This is a genomic window from Azospirillum isscasi, assembly GCF_030849505.1.
In the GTDB taxonomy this organism is placed as follows: Bacteria; Pseudomonadota; Alphaproteobacteria; order Azospirillales; family Azospirillaceae; genus Azospirillum; species Azospirillum isscasi.
Map to the genome: position 1 here is coordinate 1 of NZ_JAUJFI010000039.1, position 22,689 is coordinate 22,689.

Annotated in this window: 20 protein-coding genes; 16 read left to right on the plus strand and 4 right to left on the minus strand. The window is 69.5% G+C overall.

All coding sequences use genetic code 11. From position 1 onward, the window contains the following. On the minus strand, window positions 1–2,428 hold a 2,428-nt coding region (locus tag QSG27_RS10515; protein ID WP_306705856.1), incomplete at its 3' end, for an amino acid adenylation domain-containing protein. 487 nt (window positions 2,429–2,915) lie between these two features. On the opposite strand from QSG27_RS10515, the gene QSG27_RS10520 reads away from it, so the two are divergent. After that, window positions 2,916–3,119: a DUF3008 family protein gene (locus tag QSG27_RS10520; protein WP_306705858.1), complete on the plus strand. Its 204-nt coding sequence runs from the start codon at window positions 2,916–2,918 to the stop codon at window positions 3,117–3,119. 166 nt (window positions 3,120–3,285) lie between these two features. Here the strand turns inward: QSG27_RS10520 and QSG27_RS10525 are convergent, their stop codons facing one another. After that, on the minus strand, window positions 3,286–3,870 hold the full coding sequence (locus tag QSG27_RS10525) for a DedA family protein (RefSeq protein WP_306705861.1): 585 nt from the start codon (window positions 3,868–3,870) through the stop codon (window positions 3,286–3,288). Between the two features lie 232 nt (window positions 3,871–4,102). Between QSG27_RS10525 and glpD the strand changes: the two genes are divergently transcribed. From glpD to gltA, 11 genes are all read left to right on the plus strand, one after another. Continuing rightward, window positions 4,103–5,644, plus strand: a complete 1,542-nt coding sequence (glpD, locus tag QSG27_RS10530) for a glycerol-3-phosphate dehydrogenase (RefSeq protein ID WP_306705863.1) — start codon at window positions 4,103–4,105, stop codon at window positions 5,642–5,644. 61 nt (window positions 5,645–5,705) lie between these two features. After that, on the plus strand, window positions 5,706–6,830 hold the full coding sequence (locus QSG27_RS10535; protein ID WP_326522684.1) for an ABC transporter ATP-binding protein: 1,125 nt from the start codon (window positions 5,706–5,708) through the stop codon (window positions 6,828–6,830). Between the two features lie 17 nt (window positions 6,831–6,847). Further along, a complete protein-coding gene (locus tag QSG27_RS10540; RefSeq protein WP_306705868.1) occupies window positions 6,848–7,936 on the plus strand; it encodes an ABC transporter ATP-binding protein in 1,089 nt (362 codons plus the stop codon). Next, window positions 7,936–8,820, plus strand: a complete 885-nt coding sequence (locus QSG27_RS10545) for a carbohydrate ABC transporter permease (RefSeq protein ID WP_306705870.1) — start codon at window positions 7,936–7,938, stop codon at window positions 8,818–8,820. The genes QSG27_RS10540 and QSG27_RS10545 overlap by 1 nt, the downstream gene beginning before the upstream one ends. Before the next feature lie 15 nt (window positions 8,821–8,835). Continuing rightward, window positions 8,836–9,633, plus strand: coding sequence for a carbohydrate ABC transporter permease (locus QSG27_RS10550; protein WP_306705872.1), 798 nt, complete (start codon window positions 8,836–8,838; stop codon window positions 9,631–9,633). Between the two features lie 19 nt (window positions 9,634–9,652). Continuing rightward, window positions 9,653–9,946 carry a DUF2160 domain-containing protein gene (locus QSG27_RS10555; protein ID WP_306705874.1) on the plus strand — a complete coding sequence of 98 codons (294 nt, stop codon included), beginning with the start codon at window positions 9,653–9,655 and terminating at the stop codon, window positions 9,944–9,946. 45 nt (window positions 9,947–9,991) lie between these two features. Next, window positions 9,992–11,746 (plus strand): ABC transporter substrate-binding protein, encoded by a 1,755-nt coding sequence (locus QSG27_RS10560; RefSeq protein WP_306705877.1) that lies wholly within the window; start codon window positions 9,992–9,994, stop codon window positions 11,744–11,746. Window positions 11,747–11,927: 181 nt separating this feature from the next. Beyond that, the gene (gene glpK / locus QSG27_RS10565) at window positions 11,928–13,433 is read left to right on the plus strand and encodes a glycerol kinase GlpK (protein ID WP_306705878.1); all 1,506 of its coding nucleotides are present in this window, start codon (window positions 11,928–11,930) and stop codon (window positions 13,431–13,433) included. Window positions 13,434–13,444: 11 nt separating this feature from the next. After that, window positions 13,445–14,218 carry an SDR family NAD(P)-dependent oxidoreductase gene (locus QSG27_RS10570; protein WP_306705879.1) on the plus strand — a complete coding sequence of 258 codons (774 nt, stop codon included), beginning with the start codon at window positions 13,445–13,447 and terminating at the stop codon, window positions 14,216–14,218. Between the two features lie 125 nt (window positions 14,219–14,343). Then, window positions 14,344–14,805, plus strand: coding sequence for a flavodoxin family protein (locus QSG27_RS10575; protein ID WP_306705880.1), 462 nt, complete (start codon window positions 14,344–14,346; stop codon window positions 14,803–14,805). Window positions 14,806–14,928: 123 nt separating this feature from the next. Further along, window positions 14,929–16,269 (plus strand): citrate synthase, encoded by a 1,341-nt coding sequence (gltA, locus tag QSG27_RS10580; RefSeq protein ID WP_306705881.1) that lies wholly within the window; start codon window positions 14,929–14,931, stop codon window positions 16,267–16,269. A 15-nt stretch (window positions 16,270–16,284) separates the two neighbouring features. Here the strand turns inward: gltA and QSG27_RS10585 are convergent, their stop codons facing one another. Continuing rightward, window positions 16,285–17,148 (minus strand): aldose 1-epimerase family protein, encoded by an 864-nt coding sequence (locus QSG27_RS10585; protein ID WP_306705883.1) that lies wholly within the window; start codon window positions 17,146–17,148, stop codon window positions 16,285–16,287. 33 nt (window positions 17,149–17,181) lie between these two features. After that, the gene (locus QSG27_RS10590; RefSeq protein WP_306705885.1) at window positions 17,182–17,808 is read right to left on the minus strand and encodes a MarC family protein; all 627 of its coding nucleotides are present in this window, start codon (window positions 17,806–17,808) and stop codon (window positions 17,182–17,184) included. Window positions 17,809–17,991: 183 nt separating this feature from the next. Here QSG27_RS10590 and QSG27_RS10595 point away from each other — a divergent pair, with 183 nt between their 5' ends. From QSG27_RS10595 to QSG27_RS10610, 4 genes are all read left to right on the plus strand, one after another. Next, entirely contained in the window at window positions 17,992–18,399 is a 408-nt protein-coding gene (locus tag QSG27_RS10595; protein WP_306705886.1) for a response regulator transcription factor, read from the plus strand. 27 nt (window positions 18,400–18,426) lie between these two features. Continuing rightward, complete coding sequence (locus QSG27_RS10600; RefSeq protein ID WP_306705887.1) at window positions 18,427–19,065, plus strand: chemotaxis protein CheC; 639 nt, start codon at window positions 18,427–18,429, stop codon at window positions 19,063–19,065. Between the two features lie 71 nt (window positions 19,066–19,136). Continuing rightward, on the plus strand, window positions 19,137–21,110 hold the full coding sequence (locus QSG27_RS10605) for a methyl-accepting chemotaxis protein (RefSeq protein ID WP_306705888.1): 1,974 nt from the start codon (window positions 19,137–19,139) through the stop codon (window positions 21,108–21,110). 26 nt (window positions 21,111–21,136) lie between these two features. Beyond that, window positions 21,137–22,684 (plus strand): chemotaxis protein CheW, encoded by a 1,548-nt coding sequence (locus tag QSG27_RS10610; protein WP_306705889.1) that lies wholly within the window; start codon window positions 21,137–21,139, stop codon window positions 22,682–22,684. The last annotated feature ends 5 nt before the right edge of the window (window positions 22,685–22,689 follow it).

Consider the following 22,689-nt stretch of genomic DNA (forward strand, 5'->3'; position numbering starts at 1 on the left):
CGTCCAGCCGTCCCGCCAGGGGCGGGGCGGCCCGCCCGCCGGGGGTGGCGGGGCGGGGCTGGTCGAGCGGCAGTTCCTCGAACGTCTCGGGCGGCAGGGCGTCCAGCTTGGCCTGCCAGAAGGCGCGGTCCTGCTCCGCCCGGTCGGAGCGGAGATGGCGCGCCTCGTCGCGTGCGGCCAGCGCGACGCCGTGGAGCGCCGGGGGCAGGGCGCGGCCCAGCAGCAGGGCGAGGAAATCCTCCTGCACGGTCCGGGCGGACTGGCCGTCCACCACCGCGTGGTGCAGCACGAACCAGAACAGCGTCTCGTTCCCGGACTCGACGAACAGCAGCCCGGCGCGGGCCAGCGGCGGGTCGGTCAGGGCGAAGGGGGCCTCGGCGTAGCCGGCGATCAGTTCCCGCGCCTCCTCCGGCGCGTGGCAGCGGTCGACGGACAGGCGGGCGGAGGGCGGCAGATCGTCGGTTGCGGCGGTGTGCCAGCGCACCCGCCCTTCGGCATCGGCGCGGAAGCCGGTGCGCAGGGCCGGGTGACGCTCCAGCAGGGCGGCCCAGGCGGCGCGCCAGCGCTCCGCCTCCGGCGCCGGACCGTGCACCGACAGCACGCGCACGACGTGCGACCCGGCGGCGGCGAGGCCGAGCTTCGCGGCGACCCAGAAATCCTCCTGCCCGGCGGTGGCGGGGCCTTCGGTCCGGTCCAGCGGGGCGGCATCGTCCCGCCCCTGTTCGGCGATGCGGCGGGCCAGCGCCTCCACCGTCCGGGAGGCCAGGATGACGGGCACCGCCACCGGATGGCCGAGCGTGTGCAGGCGCTGCCCCACCGCGATGGCGAGCAGGCTGGTGCCGCCGATGGCGAAGAACGGGTCGTCCCGCATCACCGGACGGACGTCCAGCACCTCTTCCCACACCGCGGCGACGGCCCGTTCCAGGTCGCCCTGCGGTGGCATCCCGCTTCCCGTCCGCGGGGTCGCCAGGGCGTCCTCAACGAGCGCCAGCAGGGCGCGGCGGTCGGTCTTGCCGGCGGAGCTGATCGGCATCTTCGGCACGGCCTTCACCCGCGCCGGCACCATGTAGGCGGGCAGCGTGCGGGTCAGGAAGGCGCGCCAGTCCTCATCCTGCGCGGCCTCGGGGTCGGCGCTCTCCACGATGGCGGCGAGGCGGCCCCTGTGCTGAAGGGCGGCGGCGCGGCTGACCAGCGGATGGCGCAGCAGCGTCCGCTCGATCTCGCCCAGCGACACCGACTGGCCGGACACCTTCACCACGTCGTCGGCGCGGCCCAGCGTCTCCAGATCGCCGTCCGCGGTCCAGCGGCCCAGGTCGTGCGTGCGGTAGGCGCGCCCGAAGCGCGTCTCCACGAAATTCTCCGCCGACAGCTCCGGCTGGTTCAGATAGCCGCGCGAGACGCCCCGCCCGACGACGTGGATCTCCCCGACCTCGCCATAGGGAACCTCGTTGCCGTGGCGGTCCAGCAGATGGACGGCGTTGTTGGTGAAGGGCCGCCCGCTGGGCAGCGCGCCGTCGCCGTCCGGGGTCACCTTGTGCATGCAGATGGTGCCGCAGACCTCCGTGGCGCCGTGCATGTTCCAATAGTCGATGTGCCGGGCGTAGTGCCGCGCGTCGTCGGGGTTGGGCCGTTCCCCGGCGGTCAGGATCATGCGCAGCCCCGCCGGCACCGCCCCCCGCAGAAGCCGCAGGTAGGAGGGCGTGAACAGGGCGATGGTCACGCCCAGCCGGGCCATGTGCTCCAGCAGCCGCGCCGGATCGTCGATCAGCGCGCGGGAGGCCGGGACGTAGGCGGCGCCGGAGAGCAGCGGCAGGCACAGTTCCCGGAAGCCCAGGATGAAGCCGGGGGAGGTGGACAGCAGAACCCGGTCGCCCGGCCCGACGCCCTGCGCCTCGGTGTGGCCGAGCGCCAGATTCACGCAGGCGTCGTGCTGGATCAGAACGCCCTTCGGCTGGCCGGTGGAACCGGAGGTGAAGAGGATGACCGCCAGCCCGTCCGCCGGGCCGGGGCGGCCGGGGCGTTGCCCGCCCTTGGTGAGGCTGTCCGCGTCCAGCGCCTCCGGGCGCAGGACGGCGTGGGGCCGTTCCGCCCAGCCGTTGGCGGACAGGACGCCGGTCAGCGCGTCCGGCGGGACCAGCCCGTCCAGCGCGATCACCAGCCGCATGCCGGCCTGCCGGGCCATGTTCGCCAGCCGGTCCGCCGGGAGGTCGGCGACCATCGGCACATAGACGCCGCCCGCCTTCAGAATCCCCAGGAACGCCAGCGGCAGGAAGCCCGACCGCTCCGCCAGCACGCCCACCGGCTCCTCCGCCCCCAGCCCGAGCGCCAGCAGCGCGTGGGCGAGCGCGTTGGCCGCCGCGTCCAGCCCCGCGTAATCGAGAATCCCGGCGTCCGACACCACCGCCGGCGCGGTGGGATGCCGGTCCACGAGGCGCTCGAACCCTTCATGCAAACGAAAGGTGGGCCAAATTTTCACAGGACCGAAACTGTTGGACAGTTGAAAGTGGTCGCTGGGGAGGTATGGCGTGGTGTCGGGCATCGAAGTCCCCACAATTCCTTCGGCGTTACAATTATCCGACGGGAAAATTTGGCTGAATTTTACAGAATCGTCATACGCATCCCAATAAGGGATTGGAGGGCTGAGAATACATCCGAAACGGAGTTTGTCAACGAATGATACAACTCGCAAAGATTTTAACAGAGAAGTAAGTCGCATTCCGATTATGGAATGACGCAAGCACACCGACGCAAGCACACCAATGTGTGGTTATTTCGTGCCGCTTTATGTCATGGGAATTCGCGACGACCAGCGTGGTTGAGGGATATCACCAGAGGTTGCTTTCTTCGCCCGTCCGAACGGAATTCGCCTTGTCCTGTTGACGGAGCGACCCTGTCATCACACGCGGAGGGTTCTCATGAGCAAGGCGGAATCGAAGAAGCAGCAGATGGCCGCGGGTGCGGCGCTGGCGGCCAAGCGCGGGGAACAGCCGGAATCCAGCCTGCGCGGCGCCTCGAAGGAGATGGCCAAGTCGATGAGCGAAAAGGAGCTTCGGGACATGGCGTCCACGAAGCGCAAGGATCTGCCTGCCCGCCGTTCGCAGGACGACGCGAAGGAGTGATACGGACGGCGCCTGAAGGCTTCGTCCGTATCACCCTTTCAATCAATGCTATCGCATTGATCTGTCGGGTTTGACCGTGGGCGGATGATGGAAGCCATCATCCGCCCACGTTATGAGAACGTCCTGATGCGAGGAACTGACGGGGCCGCCCCCCGTCAGCTCCCCGTCAGTTCCGCTCCTCCGGGCGGAAGGTGGCGACGCGGTAGGCGTACCAGGCGGCGAAGGCGGCGACGACCAGCTTGGCCGCCGGGTCCATCCAGCCCGACACCTTGTCGTACTGACCCTCCAAGAGATAGCCCGCCCCGGCCAGAACCAGCGACCACAGCGCCGTGCCGATGGTCGAGTAGGCCAGGAACCGGGCCAGCCCCATGCCGGCGATCCCCGCGGGAACCGAGATCAGCGTGCGCACCGCCGGGATCAGGCGCCCGGCCAGCACCGACGCCGCGCTGTGCCGGCGGAACCAGCCCGCCGCCTCGTCCACCTGCGCGGGCGCCACGGTCAGCCAGCGGCCATGGCGGGCGGCCAGCCGTTTCAGCCGCTCGCTGCCCAGCCACAGCCCGGCGTAATACCAGAACAGCGCCCCCGCCACCGACCCCGCGCCGCCCGCCAGCACCACCAGCGGCAGGCTGAGATCCCCGCGGGCCGCGACGAACCCGGCCAGCGGCATGATGAGTTCCGACGGGATGGGGGGGAAGACGTTCTCCAGCAGCATCAGAAGCGCGATGCCGGCGTAGCCGCCGCTTTCAACCATGTCTGCGATCCACTCGAACACGCGGTCCTCCGGTTCCGGTTGCCCTGGATAACCCGCCGGAGCCGCGGGAGTTCACCGGTTCCCCCGAAGAGGGAGGTGGGCCGGCGCCGGAGGCTTTCGTTTGGCTTTCACTTTTTTCGTATTGCGGCCCGTTGCGCCCTCGGCTACCGTTTGAAACGAAAACAAAGACGCGGACCGCAAGGGGCGGGCGCACATCGGAGAGGAGGGACGGATGGCCGGGGTCTACGACCTTGCCATCGTCGGCGGCGGCATCAACGGCTGCGGCATCGCGCGCGACGCCGCGGGGCGCGGATGCTCCGTCTATCTGTGCGAACAGAAGGATCTGGGGGCCGGCACCTCGTCGGCCTCGACGAAGCTGATCCACGGCGGCCTGCGCTATCTGGAATATTACGAGTTCCGGCTGGTCCGCGAGGCGTTGCGGGAGCGCGAAGTGCTGTGGCGCATGGCGCCGCACATCATCTGGCCGCTGCGCTTCGTGCTGCCCCACCTGCCCGGCCTGCGGCCCGCCTGGCTCCTGCGGCTGGGCCTGTTCCTCTACGACCATCTCGGCGGGCGGGAAAAGCTGCCCGGCACGCGCGGGCTGGATCTGCGCAGCGATCCGGCGGGGACCCCGCTGAAACCCGGTTTCGCTCGTGCTTTCGAATATTCGGATTGTTGGGTCGACGACGCGCGTCTGGTGGTTCTGAACGCGCAGGACGCCGCGCGCATGGGGGCGGCGATCCGCACCCGCACCCGCTTCCTGAACGCCGTCCGCGAGGACGGGCTGTGGGCCTTGACCGTGGAGGACACGCGCAGCGGTCGGCGCAGCACCATCCGCGCCCGCGCGCTGGTCAACGCCGCCGGTCCCTGGGTGTCGGAGGTGATGCGCCAGGGCGCGCGGTCCACGGTGGACGCGCGCATCCGGCTGGTCCAGGGCTCGCACATCGTGGTGCCGAAGCTGTTCGACCACGACCGCTGCTACATCTTCCAGAACGCCGACAAGCGCATCGTCTTCGCCATCCCCTACGAGCGCGACTTCACCCTGATCGGCACCACCGACAACGACTATGTGGGCGATCCGGCGGATGTCCGCGCGTCGGAGGCGGAAATCGCCTATCTCTGTGCCGCCGCCGGGGAGTATTTTGCCAAGCCGGTGACGCCCGCCGACGTGGTGTGGACCTATTCCGGCGTCCGCCCGCTGTACGACGACGGCGCATCCACGGCGCAGGCGGCGACCCGCGATTACGTGCTGGCGCTGGACGCACCGGGCGACGGGCAGGCGGCGCTGCTCAACATCTTCGGCGGCAAGATCACCACCTACCGCCGGCTGGCCGGCGCGGCCATCGCCAAGCTGACGCCCCTCCTGCCGAAGCTGGCCTCCGGGGCGACGGGCTGGAGCAGCGGCGGGACCCTGCCCGGCGGCAACTTTCCGGTGGACGGCGTTCCGGCGCTGGTGGCGGAACTGCGGGCGCGCTTCCCCTTTCTGACCCAGCCGCATGTGGAACGGCTGGTCCGTGCCTACGGCACCCGCGCCCGGATGATCCTGGACCGCGCCGCGCGTCTTGAGGATCTGGGCCGGGACTTCGGTGCCACACTGACGGAGGCGGAGGTTCGCTACCTGATGACCGAGGAATGGGCGGAGACCGCCGAGGACGTTCTGTGGCGCCGGACCAAGCTGGGTCTGCGGCTGGACGCCGGGCAGGCGCAGGCTCTCGACGCCTTCATGGCGGAAGAACGCAGCCGGAGGGAGAGGGCGTCCGACGCCGCGGAATAGCGGACTGGAAACGCGGCGACAAGAACCATCTCAATAAAGAAAAAATGAATATTGGGGAGGAATGCCGGTGGGTTTGGTTCTGGACAAGGTCAGCAGGCATGTCGGCGGCCACGCTCACATCGAGAACGTGTCGCTGACCCTGGAACGCGGGTCGCTGAACGTCCTGTTGGGTCCGACCCTGTCGGGCAAGACGTCGCTGATGCGGCTGATGGCCGGGCTGGACACGCCCAGCGCCGGGCGGATCTTGGTGGACGGCGTGGATGTGACCGGACGGCACGTCCGCGAACGCTCCGTCGCGATGGTCTACCAGCAGTTCATCAACTACCCGTCCCTGAGCGTCTACGAGAACATCGCGTCGCCCCTGCGGGTGGCCCGCCGGCCCAAGGACGAGATCGACCGCAAGGTGCGGGAGGCGGCGCGCCTGCTGAAGCTGGACCCCTATCTGCAACGCACGCCGCAGCAGTTGTCCGGCGGGCAGCAGCAGCGCACCGCCATCGCCCGAGCCCTGGTGAAGGAGGCGCAACTCGTCCTGCTCGACGAGCCGCTGGCCAACCTGGATTACAAGCTGCGCGAGGAATTGCGGGAGGAACTGCCGAAGATCTTCGCCGCCACCGGCGCGGTCTTCGTCTACGCGACGACGGAGCCGGCGGAGGCGCTTCTGCTCCGCGGCAACACGGCGACGCTGTGGGAGGGGCGGCTGGCGCAGTTCGGGCGCACGCCGGACGTCTACCGCCGCCCGGCCAACCTGACCAGCGCGCGCGTCTTCTCCGACCCGCCGCTCAACACCATGCGGGTGCACAAGCGCGGCCTCCAGATCGTGCTGGCGACGGGGGAGCACGGGCCGGCGCGCGGCGTGCTGGCGGAGCTTCCGGACGACGACTACACCATCGGCTTCCGCGCCGACCACCTGCATCTGGAGCGTCCCCACGCCGACGCCGTGGCCCTGCGCGGCGTGGTGGCGGTCAGCGAGATCACCGGTTCGGAAAGCTTCGTCCACATCGACCTGCCGCGCACGGACGGCGGTCAATTCGGGGGCGGGGCGGATCGCTGGGTCGCCGTCACGCGCGGCGTGCTGGAGGTGGAGCCGGGCGAGCGGATCGAGTGCTTCATCGACCCGCGGCGCCTGTTCGTGTTCGGCCATGACGGGCGGCTGGCCGCGGCGCCGCCGCTGGTCATGGCGGCCTGAAGGGGAGGGCGGACGGCATGGCGCGCATCGACCTTCAATCCCTGGCCCACAGCTACACCCCCAACCCGAAGGGAGACGACGACTACGCGCTGAAGCCGATGACCCATGTGTGGGAGCAGGGCGGGGCCTACGCGCTGCTGGGGCCGTCCGGCTGCGGCAAGACCACGCTGCTGAACATCATCTCCGGCCTGCTGACCCCCAGCGAGGGGCGGGTGCTGTTCGACGGGCGGGACGTGACCGCCCTGCCGACCGAGGCGCGCAACATCGCCCAGGTGTTCCAATTCCCGGTCGTCTACGACACCATGACGGTCTACGAGAACCTCGCCTTCCCGCTGCGCAACCGCGGCCTGCGCGGGGCGCCGCTGGACGCGCGGGTGCGGGAGATCGCGGCGCTGCTGGACTTGACGGCGGACCTGAACCGGCGCGGGCGAAACCTGACCGCCGACGCCAAGCAGAAGATTTCGCTGGGGCGCGGGCTGGTCCGCCCCGACGTGGCGGCCATCCTGTTCGACGAGCCGCTGACCGTCATCGATCCGCACCTGAAATGGGAGTTGCGGTCGAAGCTGAAGGCGCTGCACCGGGCGCTGGACCTGACGATGATCTACGTGACCCACGACCAGACGGAGGCGCTGACCTTCGCCGACACGGTGGTGGTCATGCATGACGGGCGCGTGGTGCAGATGGGCCGCCCGCAGGAGCTGTTCGAACGGCCCGCCCACGTCTTCGTCGGCCATTTCATCGGCTCGCCGGGCATGAACGTGTTGCCGGCGGAGGTGTCGGGCCGCGCGGCAAGGGTCGGCGGGCACCTCATCCCGCTGCGCCGCGGTTATCCGGCTCTGGACGGTGGGGCGAAGATCGAGATCGGCGTGCGCCCGGAATTCGCCACGCTGGCTCCCGCCGGGGCCGGCGGCGTGCCGGTGCGGGTGCGGCGGCTGGACGATCTGGGACGCACGCGCATCGCGCGGGTGGAGCTGTCGGGCCTGCCCATGGCCGCGACGGTGCCGGAGGATCTGACGCTCGCAGGGGACGAGGCGTCGCTGCTGCTCGACCCCGCCATGGTGCATGTCTACGCGGACGGAACGCTCGTGGAAGGGGAGGCGGCGTGATGGACAAGCCCGTCAACCAGGGGGCATGGCTGCTCGTCCTGCCGGTTCTGCTGATCGTCGCCTTCTCGGCCATCCTGCCGCTGATGACGGTGGTGAACTACTCGGTGCAGGACACCTTCGGGAACAACCAGTTCTTCTGGAACGGCATCGGCTGGTACCAGGAGCTTCTCGACCCCTCCACCGACCTCGGCGGGCGCTTCTTCGACGCGCTGTGGCGCAACCTGCTGTTCTCGCTGCTGATTTTGCTGATCGAGGTGCCGCTGGGCATCGCCGTGGCGCTGAGCATGCCGCGGCACGGCTGGCGGGTGGCGGCGACGCTGGTGGTGCTGGCGCTGCCGCTGCTGATCCCGTGGAACGTGGTCGGCACCATCTGGCAGATCTTCGCCCGCGAGGACATCGGCCTGCTGGGCTGGGCGGTCAACCGGCTGGGCATCCCCTACAACTACACCGCGGACCCCCTGTCGGCCTGGGTGACCATCGTGGCGATGGACGTCTGGCACTGGACCTCGCTGGTGGCGCTGCTCTGCTACGCGGGGCTGCGTTCCATCCCCGACGCCTTCTATCAGGCGGCCCGGATCGACGGGGCGTCGCGCTGGGCGATCTTCCGGAACATCCAATTGCCGAAGATGCACCGGGTGCTGCTGATCGCCGTGCTTCTGCGCTTCATGGACAGCTTCATGATCTACACCGAACCCTTCGTGGTGACCGGCGGCGGCCCCGGCAATTCGACCACCTTCGTGTCGATCGACCTCGTGAAGCTGGCGCTGGGGCAGTTCGACCTGGGCAAGGCCGCGGCCCTGTCCATCGTCTACAACCTGATCATCCTGGCGGTCTGCTGGGTCTTCTACACGGTGATGACCCGCATGGATGCGCAACGGAATTAGCAAAGGAAACGGGCCATGCTGCGCGCACGGATCGTCCTCACGCTCTACATCCTGCTCCTGATGCTGCCGATCTACTGGCTCGTGAACATGAGCCTGAAGACGAACACAGAGATCGTCAGCGGCCTGACGCTGTGGCCGCACAACCTCACCTTCGAGAATTACCGGCGGATCTTCACCGACCCGTCCTGGTATTCCGGCTACCTGAACTCGCTGCAATATGTGGTGCTGAACACGGTGCTGTCGATCGCGCTGGCCCTGCCGGCGGCCTACGCCTTCTCGCGCTACCGCTTCGTCGGGGACAAGCATCTGTTCTTCTGGCTGCTGTCCAACCGCATGGCCCCGGCGGCGGTCTTCGCGCTGCCCTTCTTCAACCTCTATTCCGCCATCGGGCTGTTCGACACGCCGCTGGCCGTGGCGCTGGCCCACTGCCTGTTCAACGTGCCGCTGGCGGTGTGGATCTTGGAGGGCTTCATGTCCGGGGTACCGCGGGAGATCGACGAGACCGCCTATCTCGACGGCTACAGCTTTTCGCATTTCTTCGTGAAGATCTTCACGCCGCTGGTGGCCAGCGGGATCGGCGTCACCGCCTTCTTCTGCTTCATGTTCAGCTGGGTCGAGCTGCTGCTGGCGCGCACGCTGACCTCGGTGGACGCCAAGCCCATCGCGGCGACGATGACGCGCACCGTCTCCGCCTCGGGCATGGACTGGGGGCTGCTGGCGGCGGCGGGGGTGCTGACCATTCTGCCCGGCGCGCTGGTGATCTGGTTCGTGCGCAACTACATCGCCAAGGGCTTCGCCCTGGGCCGCGTCTGACGGGAGGGAGGACGCCGTTATGGAGAACGTTACCGACCACCTCGCCTGGATGGCGTGGACTTGGCAGACGGGCGCCTTCTTCGCCGTCGTCGCCTCGCTTCTGACCCTGCTGACGGTCCTGGCCATCAACCGCCCGGAGGTGGCGCGGCCCGGCGTGCTGGGCATCACCACCACGCGCGGCGACCGGCTGTTCATCACGCTGCTGGGCAGCGCCTTCATCCACCTCGCCTGGCTGGGGCTGGTGGGGGAGAGCCTGCACTACGCGACGGCGCTTTCGCTTCTCTACGCCGCGGCGGTGTTCCGCTGGGTGTGACGTGTGGGTGTGACTGGTCAACAAAGGAAACGGGAGGAAACAACAATGCGTACCCTGTATCTGGCCTCCGCATCCGCGGCGGCGCTTCTTCTGTCATCGGCCCCGGCCTTCGCCGACATCGAGGCGGCCAAGCGCTGGATCGACAGCGAGTTCCAGCCTTCGACCCTGTCGAAGGAGGAGCAGCTCAAGGAAATGCAGTGGTTCATCGACGCCGCCAAGCCCTTCGCCGGCATGGAGATCAACGTCGTTTCCGAGACCATCACCACCCACGAGTACGAGGCCCGGACGCTGGCCAAGGCGTTCAGCGAGATCACCGGCATCAAGCTGCGCCACGACCTGATCCAGGAAGGCGACGTGGTGGAGAAGATCCAGACGCAGATGCAGTCCGGCAAGAACATCTACGACGCCTGGATCAACGACAGCGACCTGATCGGCACCCATTTCCGCTACAAGCAGGTGGTTCCCCTCACCGATTGGATGGAGGGGGAGGGCAAGGACGTGACCCTGCCGACGCTGGACGTGAACGACTTCATCGGCAAGTCCTTCACCACCGCCCCGGACGGCAAGCTCTACCAGATCCCCGACCAGCAGTTCGCCAACCTCTACTGGTTCCGCTACGACTGGTTCACCAACCCGGACATCAAGGCGAAGTTCAAGGCCAAGTACGGGTATGAGCTGGGCGTCCCGGTCAACTGGTCAGCCTATGAGGACATCGCCGAGTTCTTCACCAACGACGTGAAGGAGATCGACGGCGTCAAGGTGTACGGCCACATGGACTATGGCAAGAAAGATCCGTCGCTGGGCTGGCGCTTCACCGACGCCTGGCTGTCGATGGCCGGCAACGGCGACAAGGGCCTGCCCAACGGCAAGCCGGTGGACGAGTGGGGCATCCGCATGGAGGGCTGCCGCCCGGTCGGCTCCTCCATCGAGCGGGGCGGCGACACCAACGGCCCGGCCGCCGTCTACTCCGTCGCCAAATATGTGGAATGGCTGAAGAAGTACGCGCCGCCGCAGGCCGCGGGCATGACCTTCTCCGAATCCGGCCCGGTGCCGGCCCAGGGCAACGTCGCGCAGCAGATGTTCTGGTACACCGCCTTCACCGCCGACATGGTGAAGGACGGCCTGCCGGTGGTGAACGCCGACGGGACGCCGAAATGGCGCATGGCGCCGTCGCCCAAGGGGTCCTACTGGAAGGACGGCATGAAGCTGGGCTACCAGGACGCCGGGTCCTGGACGTTGCTGAAATCCACCCCGGTGGACCGGCGCAAGGCGGCGTGGCTCTACGCCCAGTTCACCATCGCGAAGTCCGTCAGCCTGAAGAAGAGCCATGTCGGGCTGACCTTCATCCGCGAAAGCGACATCTGGGACAAGAGCTTCACGGAGCGCGCGCCGAAGCTGGGCGGGCTGGTCGAGTTCTACCGCTCCCCCGCGCGGGTGCAGTGGACGCCGACCGGCGTGAACGTGCCCGACTATCCGAAGCTGGCGCAGCTCTGGTGGCAGAACATCGGCGACGCCTCCTCCGGCGCGAAGACTCCGCAGGCGGCCATGGACGCATTGGCCGCGGCTCAGGACTCCGTGCTGGAGCGGCTGGAGCGGTCGGGCGTGCAGGGTGAATGCGGGCCGAAGCTGAACAAGAAGGAGTCCGCGGAGTTCTGGTTCGCCAAGGCCGAGAAGGACGGCACCACGGCGCCCCAGCGCAAGCTGGCCAACGAGAAGCCGAAGGGCGAGACCGTGGATTACGACCAGCTCATCAAGTCCTGGCCGGCGTCGCCGCCGAAGAAGGCCGCGATGGTGCAGTGACGCGATGTCTTGCTACCCTCTCCCGTCCCGGGAGAGGGTGGCCCGGAGGGCCGGGTGAGGGTATTGCCGAGGATAAATGCAGTGATCCTTGTCGGCACCCTCACCCTCCCACGCTGGCGCGTGGGTCCCTCCCTCTCCCGGGGCGGGAGAGGGAAACCAAAAAAACGCAGCAGGGGGAACCATGCCCGAAGCCGGCAACGTCCTTGCCATCGACCAGGGGACCACCTCCACCCGCGCCATCGTCTTCGACCGGCGGGGCGTTCCCGCCGGGGTGGCGCGGCGCGAGTTCGCGCAGCACTACCCCGCCGACGGCTGGGTCGAGCATGATCCGGAGGACATCTGGCGCGACACCGTGGCGGTGATGCGCGGCGCCGTGGCGGAGGCCGGGCTGAGCGCCGCGGACATCGCCGCCATCGGCATCACCAACCAGCGCGAAACCGCCGTCGTCTGGGACCGCCGCACGGGCGAGCCGGTGCACCGCGCCATCGTCTGGCAGGACCGCCGCACCGCCGACCTCTGCCGCCGGCTGGTGGAGGAGGGCTGCGGGCCGCTGGTGCAGCGCAGGACCGGCCTGCTGATCGATTCCTACTTCTCCGCCACCAAGATCGCCTGGATTCTCGACCATGTGCCCGGCGCGCGGGAGCGGGCGGAGCGGGGCGAGCTGTGCTTCGGCACCATCGACAGCTTCCTGCTGCACCGGCTGACCGGCGGGCGGGTGCACGCCACCGACGCCACCAACGCCTCGCGCACCATGGTCTTCGACATCCATCGGCAGGACTGGGACGAGGAGCTTCTCGCCCTGTTCCGCATCCCCCGCGCCATGATGCCGGAGGTGCTGGACAGCAGCGCCGAATTCGGCGCGACCGAGCCGGACCTGCTGGGCCGCCCCGTCCCGATCACCGGCATCGCCGGGGACCAGCAGGCGGCGACCTTCGGGCAGGCCTGCTTCGAGCCGGGCATGGTGAAGTCCACCTACGGCACCGGCTGCTTCGCCCTGTTGAACACCGGAGCCATGCCGGTCGAGTCGCGCTCCAACATGCTGACCACGGTGGCCTACCGGCTGGACGGGCGGACGACCTACGCGCTGGAGGGCTCCATCTTCATCGCAGGGGCCGCGGTCAAATGGCTGCGCGACGGGCTGGGGATCATCACCCACGCCTCCCAGACCGACGACATGGCGACCCGCGTTCCGGACAGCCACGGCGTCTATCTGGTGCCGGCCTTCGTCGGGCTGGGAGCGCCGCACTGGGACCCGCAGGCCCGCGCCGCGGTCTTCGGCCTGACGCTGGACGCCGGACCGGCGCACATCGCCCGCGCCGCGCTGGAGGCGGTGGCCTACCAGACGCGCGACCTGCGCGACGCCATGGTCTCGGACTGGTCCGCCTCGGACAGGGCCACGTCGGACGCGCTGCGGGTGGACGGCGGCATGGCGGCGAACGACTGGCTGTGCCAGTTCCTGGCCGACATGCTGGACCTGCCGGTGGAGCGCCCGGCGGTGATCGAGACGACCGCCCTGGGGGCCGCCGGGCTGGCCGGGCTGAAGGCCGGGGTCTACCGCGATCAGGCGGCGCTGGCCGGCGCCTGGCGCTGCGACCGCCGGTTCGAGCCGCGGATGGAACCGGGGCAGCGCGCCCGTCTCTACGACGGCTGGCTGGACGCCGTGCGCCGCGTGCGCCGCGAACGCTGAGGGACACGGACATGACGCTGTTGGGAGAAGATCTGCGCGGCAAGCGCGTTCTGGTGACCGGAAGCAGCCGGGGCATCGGGGCCGCGGTGGGCACGGCCTTCGCCAGCCTGGGCGCGCGGGTGGCGCTGCATGGGTCGGGGAACGGCGACGCCGCGGCGCGGCTGGCGCTCGCCCTGTCGGCGGGCGGGACCGAGGTCTACGCCGTCACCGGCGACTTCCGCAACCCGCGCGCCGTGGAGTCGGCGGTGGACGGGGCGGTGCAGACGCTGGGCGGGTTGGACATCCTCGTCAACAACGCCGGTACGATGGTGGGACGGGTGCCGCTGGAGCGCATCGGCGACGATTTCCTGGACGAGGTGATCGACCTCAACCTGCGTTCCGTCGTCGTGGCCTGCCGGCGTGCGCTGCCGGCCTTGCGGGCGTCCGGCGGCGGGGCCATCGTCAACACCGTCTCCATTTCCGCCCGCACCGGGGGCAGTCCCGGCTCGTCGATCTACAGCGCGTCGAAGGCGTTCGTGTCGACCTTCACACGCTCCCTGGCGGCGGAGCTGGCGCCGGACCGCATCCGCGTCAACGCCGTGTCGCCGGGGACCATCGACACCGACTTCCACCAACGCTACTCCACGCCGGAAAAGCTGGCGGCGACGGCGGCGCGCATCCCGCTGGGCCGGCTGGGCACCGCGGAGGACTGCGTGGGCGCCTATCTGTTCCTGGCATCGGACGGCCTCAGCGGTTACATCAGCGGTCAGGTGATCGAGGTGAACGGCGGTCAACTGATGGCCTGATACGGACGACGCCTGAAGGCTTCGTCCGTATCACCCTTTCAATCAATGCTATCGCATTGATCTGTCGGGTTTGACCGTGGGCGGATGATGGAAGCCATCATCCGCCCACGTTATGAGGAGTGATCGTGAAGCGCCTTCTCGTCGTCGCCCATTGCCCGTCGCCCAACACGCGGGCGCTGCTGGACGCCGTGCTGCGCGGCGCGCGGTCGCCGGACGTGCAGGGGGTCGAGGTGGTGGCGAAGCCGCCGCTGGAGGCCGGGCCGGAGGACCTGCTGGCCGCACAGGGCGTGATCCTCGGCACGACGGAAAATCTGGGATACATGAGCGGTGCGCTGAAGGACTTCTTCGACCGCAGCTATTACCCCTGCCTGGAGCGCACGCAGGGGCTGCCCTACGCGCTGTTCGTGCGGGCCGGTCATGACGGGACGGGCACCTGCCGCGCCGTCTCCTCCATCGCGACGGGGCTGCGCTGGCGCCCGGTGCAGGAACCGCTGGTCTGCCGCGGCCCGTACCGCGAAGACTTCACCGCCTCCTGCGAGGAGTTGGGGCTGCTGATGGCCGCCGGGCTGGAGGCGGGAATCTTCTGAAGGTCTATGCCCGGCCGGGTGGCATCTATCGGGAGTGCTATTGACGGCACCCCCCATTCATACAGTCTCCTACGGGCAACGAAACAGCGCCACGCCCGATGGCGCGCACATAAGGAGGGGCCGATGGAGAGCAGCAAGGGCCGGCCGGTCTGGCGCGGCGAGGTCAAGCAGGTGGGGACCATCACCGTCACCGACGACACGACCGGAAAAACCGTCAGGCTGCCGCTGCTGGAAGGCGAAACCGGCCCGCGTGCCATCGACGTGCGCAAGCTCTACGCCGAAACCGGCTATTTCACCTTCGACCCCGGCTTCACCTCGACGGCGAGCTGCGAGTCGGCCATCACCTACATCGACGGCGACGAAGGCATCCTCCTGCACCGGGGCTACGCCATCCAGGATCTGGCGGAGCATTGCGATTACCTGGAGGTCTGCCACCTGCTGCTGCGCGGCGAACTGCCGAATCCGCAGCAGAAGGAGGAGTTCGAGCGCACCATCACCTACCACACCATGGTGCACGAGCAGTTGAGCCGCTTCTACAGCGGGTTCCGCCGCGACGCGCACCCCATGGCGGTGATGTGCGGCGTCACCGGCGCGCTCTCGGCCTTCTACCACGACTCGACGGACATCCTCGATCCCAGGCAGCGGATGATCGCCGCGCACCGGCTGATCGCCAAGATGCCGACCATGGCCGCCATGGCCTACAAATACTCGGTCGGCCAGCCCTTCATGTACCCGCGCAACGACCTGAGCTACGCGGAGAATTTCCTCTACATGACCTTCGGCACGCCCTGCGAGCCGTGGAAGGTCGATCCGGTCCTGGCCCGCGCCATGGACAAGATCTTCATCCTGCACGCCGACCACGAGCAGAACGCCTCCACCTCCACGGTGCGGCTGGCCGGTTCGTCGCACGCCAACCCCTTCGCCTGCATCGCCTCGGGCATCGCGGCGCTGTGGGGGCCGGCGCACGGCGGCGCCAACGAGGCGGTGCTGCTGATGCTGGAGGAGATCGGCTCGGTCGAGCGCATCCCGGAATTCATCAAGCGCGCCAAGGACAAGAACGATCCCTTCCGCCTGATGGGCTTCGGCCACCGGGTCTACAAGAACTACGACCCGCGCGCCAAGATCATGCGCCAGACCTGCTATGAGGTTCTGGACGTGCTGGGCATCAAGAACGAACCCCACCTCGCCATCGCCATGGAGCTGGAGAAGATCGCGCTGGAGGACAGCTATTTCGTCGAGAAGAAGCTGTACCCCAACGTCGATTTCTACTCGGGCATCATTCTGAAGGCGATGGGCTTCCCGACCAGCATGTTCACCGTGCTGTTCGCGCTGGCCCGCACCGTCGGCTGGATTTCCCAGTGGCAGGAGATGATCGAGGACCCGCAGCAGAAGATCGGGCGCCCCCGCCAGCTCTACACCGGCAATCCGGGCCGCGCCTTCGTCCCGCTGAACAAGCGCGGCTGATGGATCACTCCTTTTTCACCCCACGGCGATGCGGTAGCTCAGCTCCCGCATCGCGCCGGGGGCGAGGTGCAGCAGCCCCGGCTTGTCCGTGAACTCCCCGTCGAAGCCCGCCGGGGAGGCATGGCCGTGCCAGGGCTCGATGCACAGGAAGGGCGCGCCGGACGGCTTGGACCAGATTCCCAGTTCGCGGAAGCCCTCCCAGGAGATGGTAAGGCTCGGCGCGCCGGGTGCGCCATAGCGGACGGAGCGGCTGGCGGGCCGGTCGAGGATCACCGCGTCCCGCGCGAACAGCCCCTCGTTCAGTGGCAGGCGGCGGCCCTCGATGGGCGTCGGCTCCGGCTGCGGGGCCAGAAGGCCGCCATCGACGCGGCGGATCGGGGCGGGTTCGTCGGTCTCGAACAGAAGCTCGTGCGCGTCCTTGGCGATCCCGTCCTGCAACGGCCAGAGGAAGGCCGGGTGCACGCCCAGCGAGGCGGGAAGCGCTTCCGAACCCGGATTGGCGATGCGGTGGCGGATGGTCAGCCCTTCCGCGTCCAGGTCGAAGATCAGTTCCAGCCGGAAGGCGAAGGGGTATTGCGCACGGGTCGCGTCGTCATCGCACAGGGACAGGCGGCAGAGGGTGGGCGTGCGCTCCTCCCAGGTGAAGCGGCGGTCGCGGGCGAAGCCGTGCTGGGTTACGCGGAAGGTGCGGCCCCGGTGGCGCAGCGTGTCGTCCTTCAGCCGCCCGACGACGGGAAACAGCACCGGTGCGTGGCGCGGCCACTCCGGACCGGCCTGCCAGAGCAGTTCCCGCCCGTCGAGGGTGAGGGAGCACAGCTCCGCCCCATCGGCCTTGATCGCGGCGCCGAGGCGCCCGTTGCGGAGCGTGTGCCGGTCCATGGCATGGAGTCCTTGTGAAACGGTGGGGCCGAATCAGTGGGGCGGATAGACGGCGGTGATGCCTTCGATGATCGTCTGGGCGGCCAGCGCGGCGAGGACGATGCCCAGCACGCGGCTGACCGTGTGGATCACCGTGCGGCCCAGCAGCCGGTTCACCACGTCCGCGACGACCAGAAGCGCCATGACGCTGCCCACGGCGACCGCGGCGGCGCCCAGCACCATCCCCTGACCGCCGATGGTCGCGCCATAGCGGTCCATCAGCAGCAGGGTGGAGGTGATGGCCCCCGGCCCGGCGATCAGCGGGATCGCCAGCGGGAAGACGGCGAGGTCGTGGGCCTCCTCCTCCGTCCGGGCGTCGTCGGCGGTGCGCTCCTTGCGCTCGGCCCGGCGCTGGAACAGCATTTCGAAGGCGATCCAGAACAGCAACGCGCCACCGGCGATGCGGAAGGCCGGCATGCCGATGGACAGGGCGTTCAGCACCAGATCGCCCAGATAGGCGAAGAAGACGATGATCGCAAAGCTGATGAGCGGGCCGCGCAACGCGATGGTGCGCTTGCGCCGGCTGTCGAAGCCCCGCGTCAGGCCGAGATAGATCGGGACCAGCCCGATCGGATCGACCACGACCAGAAACACCACGAGCGCGCTGATGAAATCTTCCACGGACGGAACCCCGGACGGCTGACCCTGTTTGCCGGTCTTCTGTTACCAGAGCCGCCCGGGGCGGCCAACGGTTCCGGCGTGAAAAAACGACGGTTGCAGAATGCAATCCATGCTGGCGCGCGGCGTGACGGCGGTTATAATCGCTTCACAATTCAAATTTTCTCTCCTCCCGGAGCACAGGCTTTGAGCAAGACCGTAATCGTCGTGGACGACAGCAAGCTGTCCCGTATGCATGTCCGCGGCATAATACTTCGGAATAAGCCGGATTGGACGGTCATCGAAGCGGCGAACAGCGCTGAGCTTTACGGAAAACTCGCCGAAAGTGATATCCATATCGCCATAATTGACTTCAACATGCCGGGCGACAACGGCCTGGAGGCCGCCGCCCGCCTGCTGGAGGCCAGGCCGGACATCCGCGTGGCCATCATCACGGCCAACGCCCAGGACTCGGTGGTTTCCGGCATCCGCGCGCTGGGCGCCGCCTTCATGCCCAAGCCGCTGGAGGAGGAGCAGATGGCCCGCTTCCTGACCGCCGCCGGTCTGCCGCGCCGTCCCGGGACGGACGGCGGGGCGGGCGGAGAGGCGGGATGACCGGCACGGCCCGGCGGGGGTGCGCCGATGGACCCGATTCCGATGGGGCTTGAGCTGGACGAGCTGGAACGCGACGCCCTGGCGGAGCTGGGGAACATCGGCGTCGGCCGGGCGTCCACGGCGCTCAGCCGCATGATCGGCGGGCCGGTGGAGATCGCGGTGCCGAAAGTCACCCTCGTTTCCGGCGACCGGGTGGCCGGCCTGCTTCAATCCGCGCTGCCGGGACCGCTGACCGCGGTGTCGGAGTGCCTGTCGGGCACCTTCCTGGGTTCGGCCATCCTGCTGATGCCGGAGCGGAGCGGCCTGCCGCTGGCCTCCGTCACCCTGCCGCCCGGAGTGCCCAAGGAGGACGCGGCGGAGCTGGTGGAGGAGGCGCTGGCCGAGGTCGGCAACATCGTCCTGAACAGTTGCCTGTCCTCGATGGGGAACCTGCTGGGCGTCGCGGTCGGCACCACCCTGCCGCAGGTTCTGCACGGCCCGGGGGACAGGCTGCTGGCCCGCTGCGGGGTTGCCCTGACGGCGGACGCCCAGGCGATCCTGCTCCACGTCGCCTTCCGGGCGCCGCCCCACGACGTGGAGGGGACCATCGTCCTGGCGCTCGACGCCGGGTCGGCGGCGGAGCTGAAGACGGCCATCGGGCGTTACATCGGTCGGGTGCTGGCCTGAAACGGCACCGGAACCAATCGACAAGAACCGCCGATCAAGAAGCGCGGGCTCACGGGGCAAGGGGTTTGGATATGGCATTGGTCAAGAAGAAGCGGATCGACACGGCGAGCGCCTCCCGCAACGCGGACGCCGGCGAGGACGCGGTTCCACATGCCGGCGATCCCGCTCTGCCCGGCCCGCCCGACAGCTCGCTTTCGACCCGCCGCGCGGCGGAGGTGAGGCGCCGCGCCCGCGCCGGCAACCGGCGGCGCAAGGCGGCGGAGGGCATCGCCGCCGCGTCGAACGAACTCGCCAGCGGCGTGACCCAGGCCGCCGCCGCCGCGGAGGAACTGCGCAAAGCCATGGAGCAGGTTGCCGCCGGGGCGGAGGAGGCGGCCAGCGCCACCCAGCAGTCGCAACGGATGATCGACCGCAGCGCCACCCTGATCGGTCGGGCGCGCAGCAACGCCGAATCGTCGCTGGCCCGGATCGAGGCGCTGCAATCCCTGATGAAGGAGGTCAGCGGGCAGATCCTCGCCTCCGTCGACGGGCTGGTCCGCGCCGCCGAACGGCAGGAGGCCGCGGTCACCCTGGTCCGCGACCTGGAACGGCAGGCGGCGGAGATCGGCGCCATCGTGGACGGCGTGGCGGTCATGGCCGATCAGACCAACCTGCTGGCTCTGAACGCCGCCATCGAGGCCGCCCGCGCGGGCGACGCCGGGCGCGGTTTCGCCGTAGTGGCCGACGAGGTGCAGGCCCTGGCCGAACGGTCCGAGCGGTCCGCCAACGACATCAACCGCATGGTCGCCCAGATCCAGGAGGCGGTCGGCGCCATCGCGGAGGGCATCGTCACCGCCGCGGGCGCGTCCAAGACGGAGGTCGGCCGGGGCCGCCAGATCGCGGCGCAGCTCGACCGGGTGCGCGACGGCATGGGGCACATCGCCCGCGGCGCGCAGGACACCATCAAGGCCGCCCTGGAGGCCGACGCCGCCGGGCGGGAGGCGCAGCGCGGCGCCGAAAGCGTGGCCTCCGCCGCGGAGGAGCAGGCGGCGGCCAGCGAGGAGGCGCTGAAGACCGTCGGCGAGCAGGCGAAGGCCCTGGCCCAGAGCGAGCAGGCCGCCGGCCAGCTGTCCGATCTGGCGGACGAACTGGGCGGCAGCACGGACATCCACCGCGCCGCCGGGGATCTGGCCTCCGCCGCCGAGGAATTGTCCGCCGCCATCGAGGAGATCAACCGCGCCGCCGCCCAGATCATGGCGGCGATCACCCAGATTTCCCGCGGAGCCCAGGCCCAGGGGGCGGCGACCCACCAGTCCAGCGCCGCCATCGCGCAGATCGAGGCCAACGCCCGGCTCGGCCACTCCCGCGCGGAAGACGCGCTTCAGCGCTGCGTCGGGCTGGAAGCCATCCTGTCCGAAACGCAGGACATGGTGGGCGCCCTGACCGCCGGGGTGGGCGAGGCGGTGGCCGCAAGCCGCCGAACCGTGGAGCGGATCGGCGACATGGAGCAGATCGGGCGGCGCATCGACAAGGTGGTGGACGCCATCTCCATCATCGCCATCCAGACCGGCATGCTGGCGGTCAGCGGCTCCATCGAGGCGGCGCGGGCCGGGGAGTTCGGGCGCGGCTTCACCGTCGTCAGCAACGACATCCGCAACCTCGCCCGCGACAGTTCGGAGAACGTGGAGCGGGTGAAGGACATCGTCCACGTCATCCAGGACCAGATCGGGCGCGTCCGCCGCGACATCGAGGACATCGGGACGGAGACGGCGCGTCAGGCCGCCCGCCATCAGGAGTTCGCCGGAAGTCTCGCCGCCGCCGTCGCCGACCTGCGCACGGTGACCTCCGGCAGCCGCGAGATCGTGGACAACGCGGGCGAGGTGCAGCGCGCCGTCGTGGAGGCGCAGAAGGGCGTGGAGCAGATCGCCGCCGCGGCCAACCAGGCCAACCGCTCCGCCAACGAAGCGGCCAAGGCCGCGCGGGAGCAGGCGAAGGGCGCCGAGGAGCTGGCCGCGGCCATCGAGGAGATCGCCGCCATGGCCGAAGAACTGCAAGGGGCCGGCTGACCGGCCGGGCTGGGGGGAGACGACCCATGGCCGCGATCATGCGCCGCGACGGCGTGCGTTCCTTCGTCCTCTTCACGGTGGGGGGCATGGTGCTGGCCCTGCCGCTGGACGGCGTGCTGGAAATCCTGCGCCCGCCGGCGCTGGTCCCCATTCCGCTGGGGCCGCCCAGCCTGGAAGGGCTGGCCCGGCGGCGGGGCGCCGTGCTGCCGGTGATCGGGCTGCGCCGGGTGCTGGGGCTTGCCGGCGCCGATGCCGGGGAGAGGAAGGCCGCGCGGCTGCTGATCGTCCGCCACAACGGCCAGCCGGTCGGTCTGCTGGTGGACCGCGTGTCCGGCCTGTCCAGCGTGGAGGGGAACCGCATCGCCGACGCCGGCGCGGTGCCCGATCCGTCCATCGACGCGGAGCTTCTGGCCGGAGCGATCCTGGCCGGGGAGGGGAGGGACGGCGCCCTGATCCTCGACCCCGGCCCGATGATCGAGCGCCAGTTCGCCGATCTGGGGCGGGCCGGCGGACCGGCGGGGACCGCGGATTTCAGCGGCGCGGCGCAGCCGAAATCCGCAACCTCCGCGGCAACCCCGGAGGCGGGGCGGCAGGACGAGGAACAACTGGTCGTCCTCACCGTTGGGGGACAGGAGTTCTCCCTGCCGGTGGCGGTGGTGCGGGAGATCGTTCCGCTTCCGGAGGCGGTGACCCGCGTGCCCCGCGCCCGGACCCATCTTCTGGGCATGATGACCCTGCGCGACGCGCTGCTCCCTCTGGTCGGGCTGCGGGAGCTGTTCGGGCTCGACGCCGCCGGGTCGGCGGGGGGCGGCAAGGTGGCGGTCCTGCGCACGGCGGAAGGGCTGGTCGGCGTGGTGGTGGAGGATGTGCGGGAAATCCTGCGCGTGCCCCGCGGGCGCATCGACCAAGTGCCGCCGCTGATGGCGCGGGAGGCGGAGTTCGAGGATATGGACGGCATCGCGCGGCTGGACGGCGGCGCCCGGCTGATCCCGATCCTGTCGGCGGAACGGCTGTTCCGCCATGGGGCGGGGCATGGGGCGAGGTTGGGCGGCGATGCCGGGGAGCGCGAAGGGGAGGCGGTCGTGGTGACGGGAGCGGCGGCGGAACGGGCGGACGCCTTCGTGGTGTTCCGGCTGGCCGGGGCGGAATACGGCTTGCCGGTGGCGGCGGTGCAGGAGGTGCTGCGCCGGCCCGACGCCGTGACCCCGCTTCCCAACGCGCCGGATTTCGTCAGCGGCGTGACGACCCTGCGCGGCGCCGTCCTGCCGCTGGTCGCTCTGCGCCGCCTGCTGCGCCTGCCGGACGGCGGCGTTGCCGCCGGGGAGCGGGGGCGCGTGGTGGTGATCGCCGCCGGTTCGGCCCGCGCCGGGCTGCTGGTGGACGGCATGGCCGGCATCGTCCGCATTCCGGACGGCGCCATCGAGCCGGCCCCCGTCGTGTCGCAAGCCCAGCACCGCCTGATCCGCCGCATCGGCACGCTGGAAACCGCGGGGGACCGGCGGATGATCCTGCTGATGGACCCGGCGGAGTTGCTGGACATGGACCAGCTCGCCGACCTTCTGGCCGCCGTCTGATCCAA

Excerpts from the sequence above, each read along its gene's own strand:
- QSG27_RS10520 (WP_306705858.1), top strand. The coding sequence starts at position 2,916 with ATGAGCAAGGCGGAATCGAAGAAGCAGCAGATGGCCGCGGGTGCGGCG.
- QSG27_RS10525 (WP_306705861.1), bottom strand. The coding sequence starts at position 3,870 with ATGGTTGAAAGCGGCGGCTACGCCGGCATCGCGCTTCTGATGCTGCTG.
- glpD (WP_306705863.1), top strand. The coding sequence starts at position 4,103 with ATGGCCGGGGTCTACGACCTTGCCATCGTCGGCGGCGGCATCAACGGC.
- QSG27_RS10535 (WP_326522684.1), top strand. The coding sequence starts at position 5,706 with ATGCCGGTGGGTTTGGTTCTGGACAAGGTCAGCAGGCATGTCGGCGGC.
- QSG27_RS10540 (WP_306705868.1), top strand. The coding sequence starts at position 6,848 with ATGGCGCGCATCGACCTTCAATCCCTGGCCCACAGCTACACCCCCAAC.
- QSG27_RS10545 (WP_306705870.1), top strand. The coding sequence starts at position 7,936 with ATGGACAAGCCCGTCAACCAGGGGGCATGGCTGCTCGTCCTGCCGGTT.
- QSG27_RS10550 (WP_306705872.1), top strand. The coding sequence starts at position 8,836 with ATGCTGCGCGCACGGATCGTCCTCACGCTCTACATCCTGCTCCTGATG.
- QSG27_RS10555 (WP_306705874.1), top strand. The coding sequence starts at position 9,653 with ATGGAGAACGTTACCGACCACCTCGCCTGGATGGCGTGGACTTGGCAG.
- QSG27_RS10560 (WP_306705877.1), top strand. The coding sequence starts at position 9,992 with ATGCGTACCCTGTATCTGGCCTCCGCATCCGCGGCGGCGCTTCTTCTG.
- glpK (WP_306705878.1), top strand. The coding sequence starts at position 11,928 with ATGCCCGAAGCCGGCAACGTCCTTGCCATCGACCAGGGGACCACCTCC.
- QSG27_RS10570 (WP_306705879.1), top strand. The coding sequence starts at position 13,445 with ATGACGCTGTTGGGAGAAGATCTGCGCGGCAAGCGCGTTCTGGTGACC.
- gltA (WP_306705881.1), top strand. The coding sequence starts at position 14,929 with ATGGAGAGCAGCAAGGGCCGGCCGGTCTGGCGCGGCGAGGTCAAGCAG.
- QSG27_RS10585 (WP_306705883.1), bottom strand. The coding sequence starts at position 17,148 with ATGGACCGGCACACGCTCCGCAACGGGCGCCTCGGCGCCGCGATCAAG.
- QSG27_RS10600 (WP_306705887.1), top strand. The coding sequence starts at position 18,427 with ATGGACCCGATTCCGATGGGGCTTGAGCTGGACGAGCTGGAACGCGAC.
- QSG27_RS10605 (WP_306705888.1), top strand. The coding sequence starts at position 19,137 with ATGGCATTGGTCAAGAAGAAGCGGATCGACACGGCGAGCGCCTCCCGC.
- QSG27_RS10610 (WP_306705889.1), top strand. The coding sequence starts at position 21,137 with ATGGCCGCGATCATGCGCCGCGACGGCGTGCGTTCCTTCGTCCTCTTC.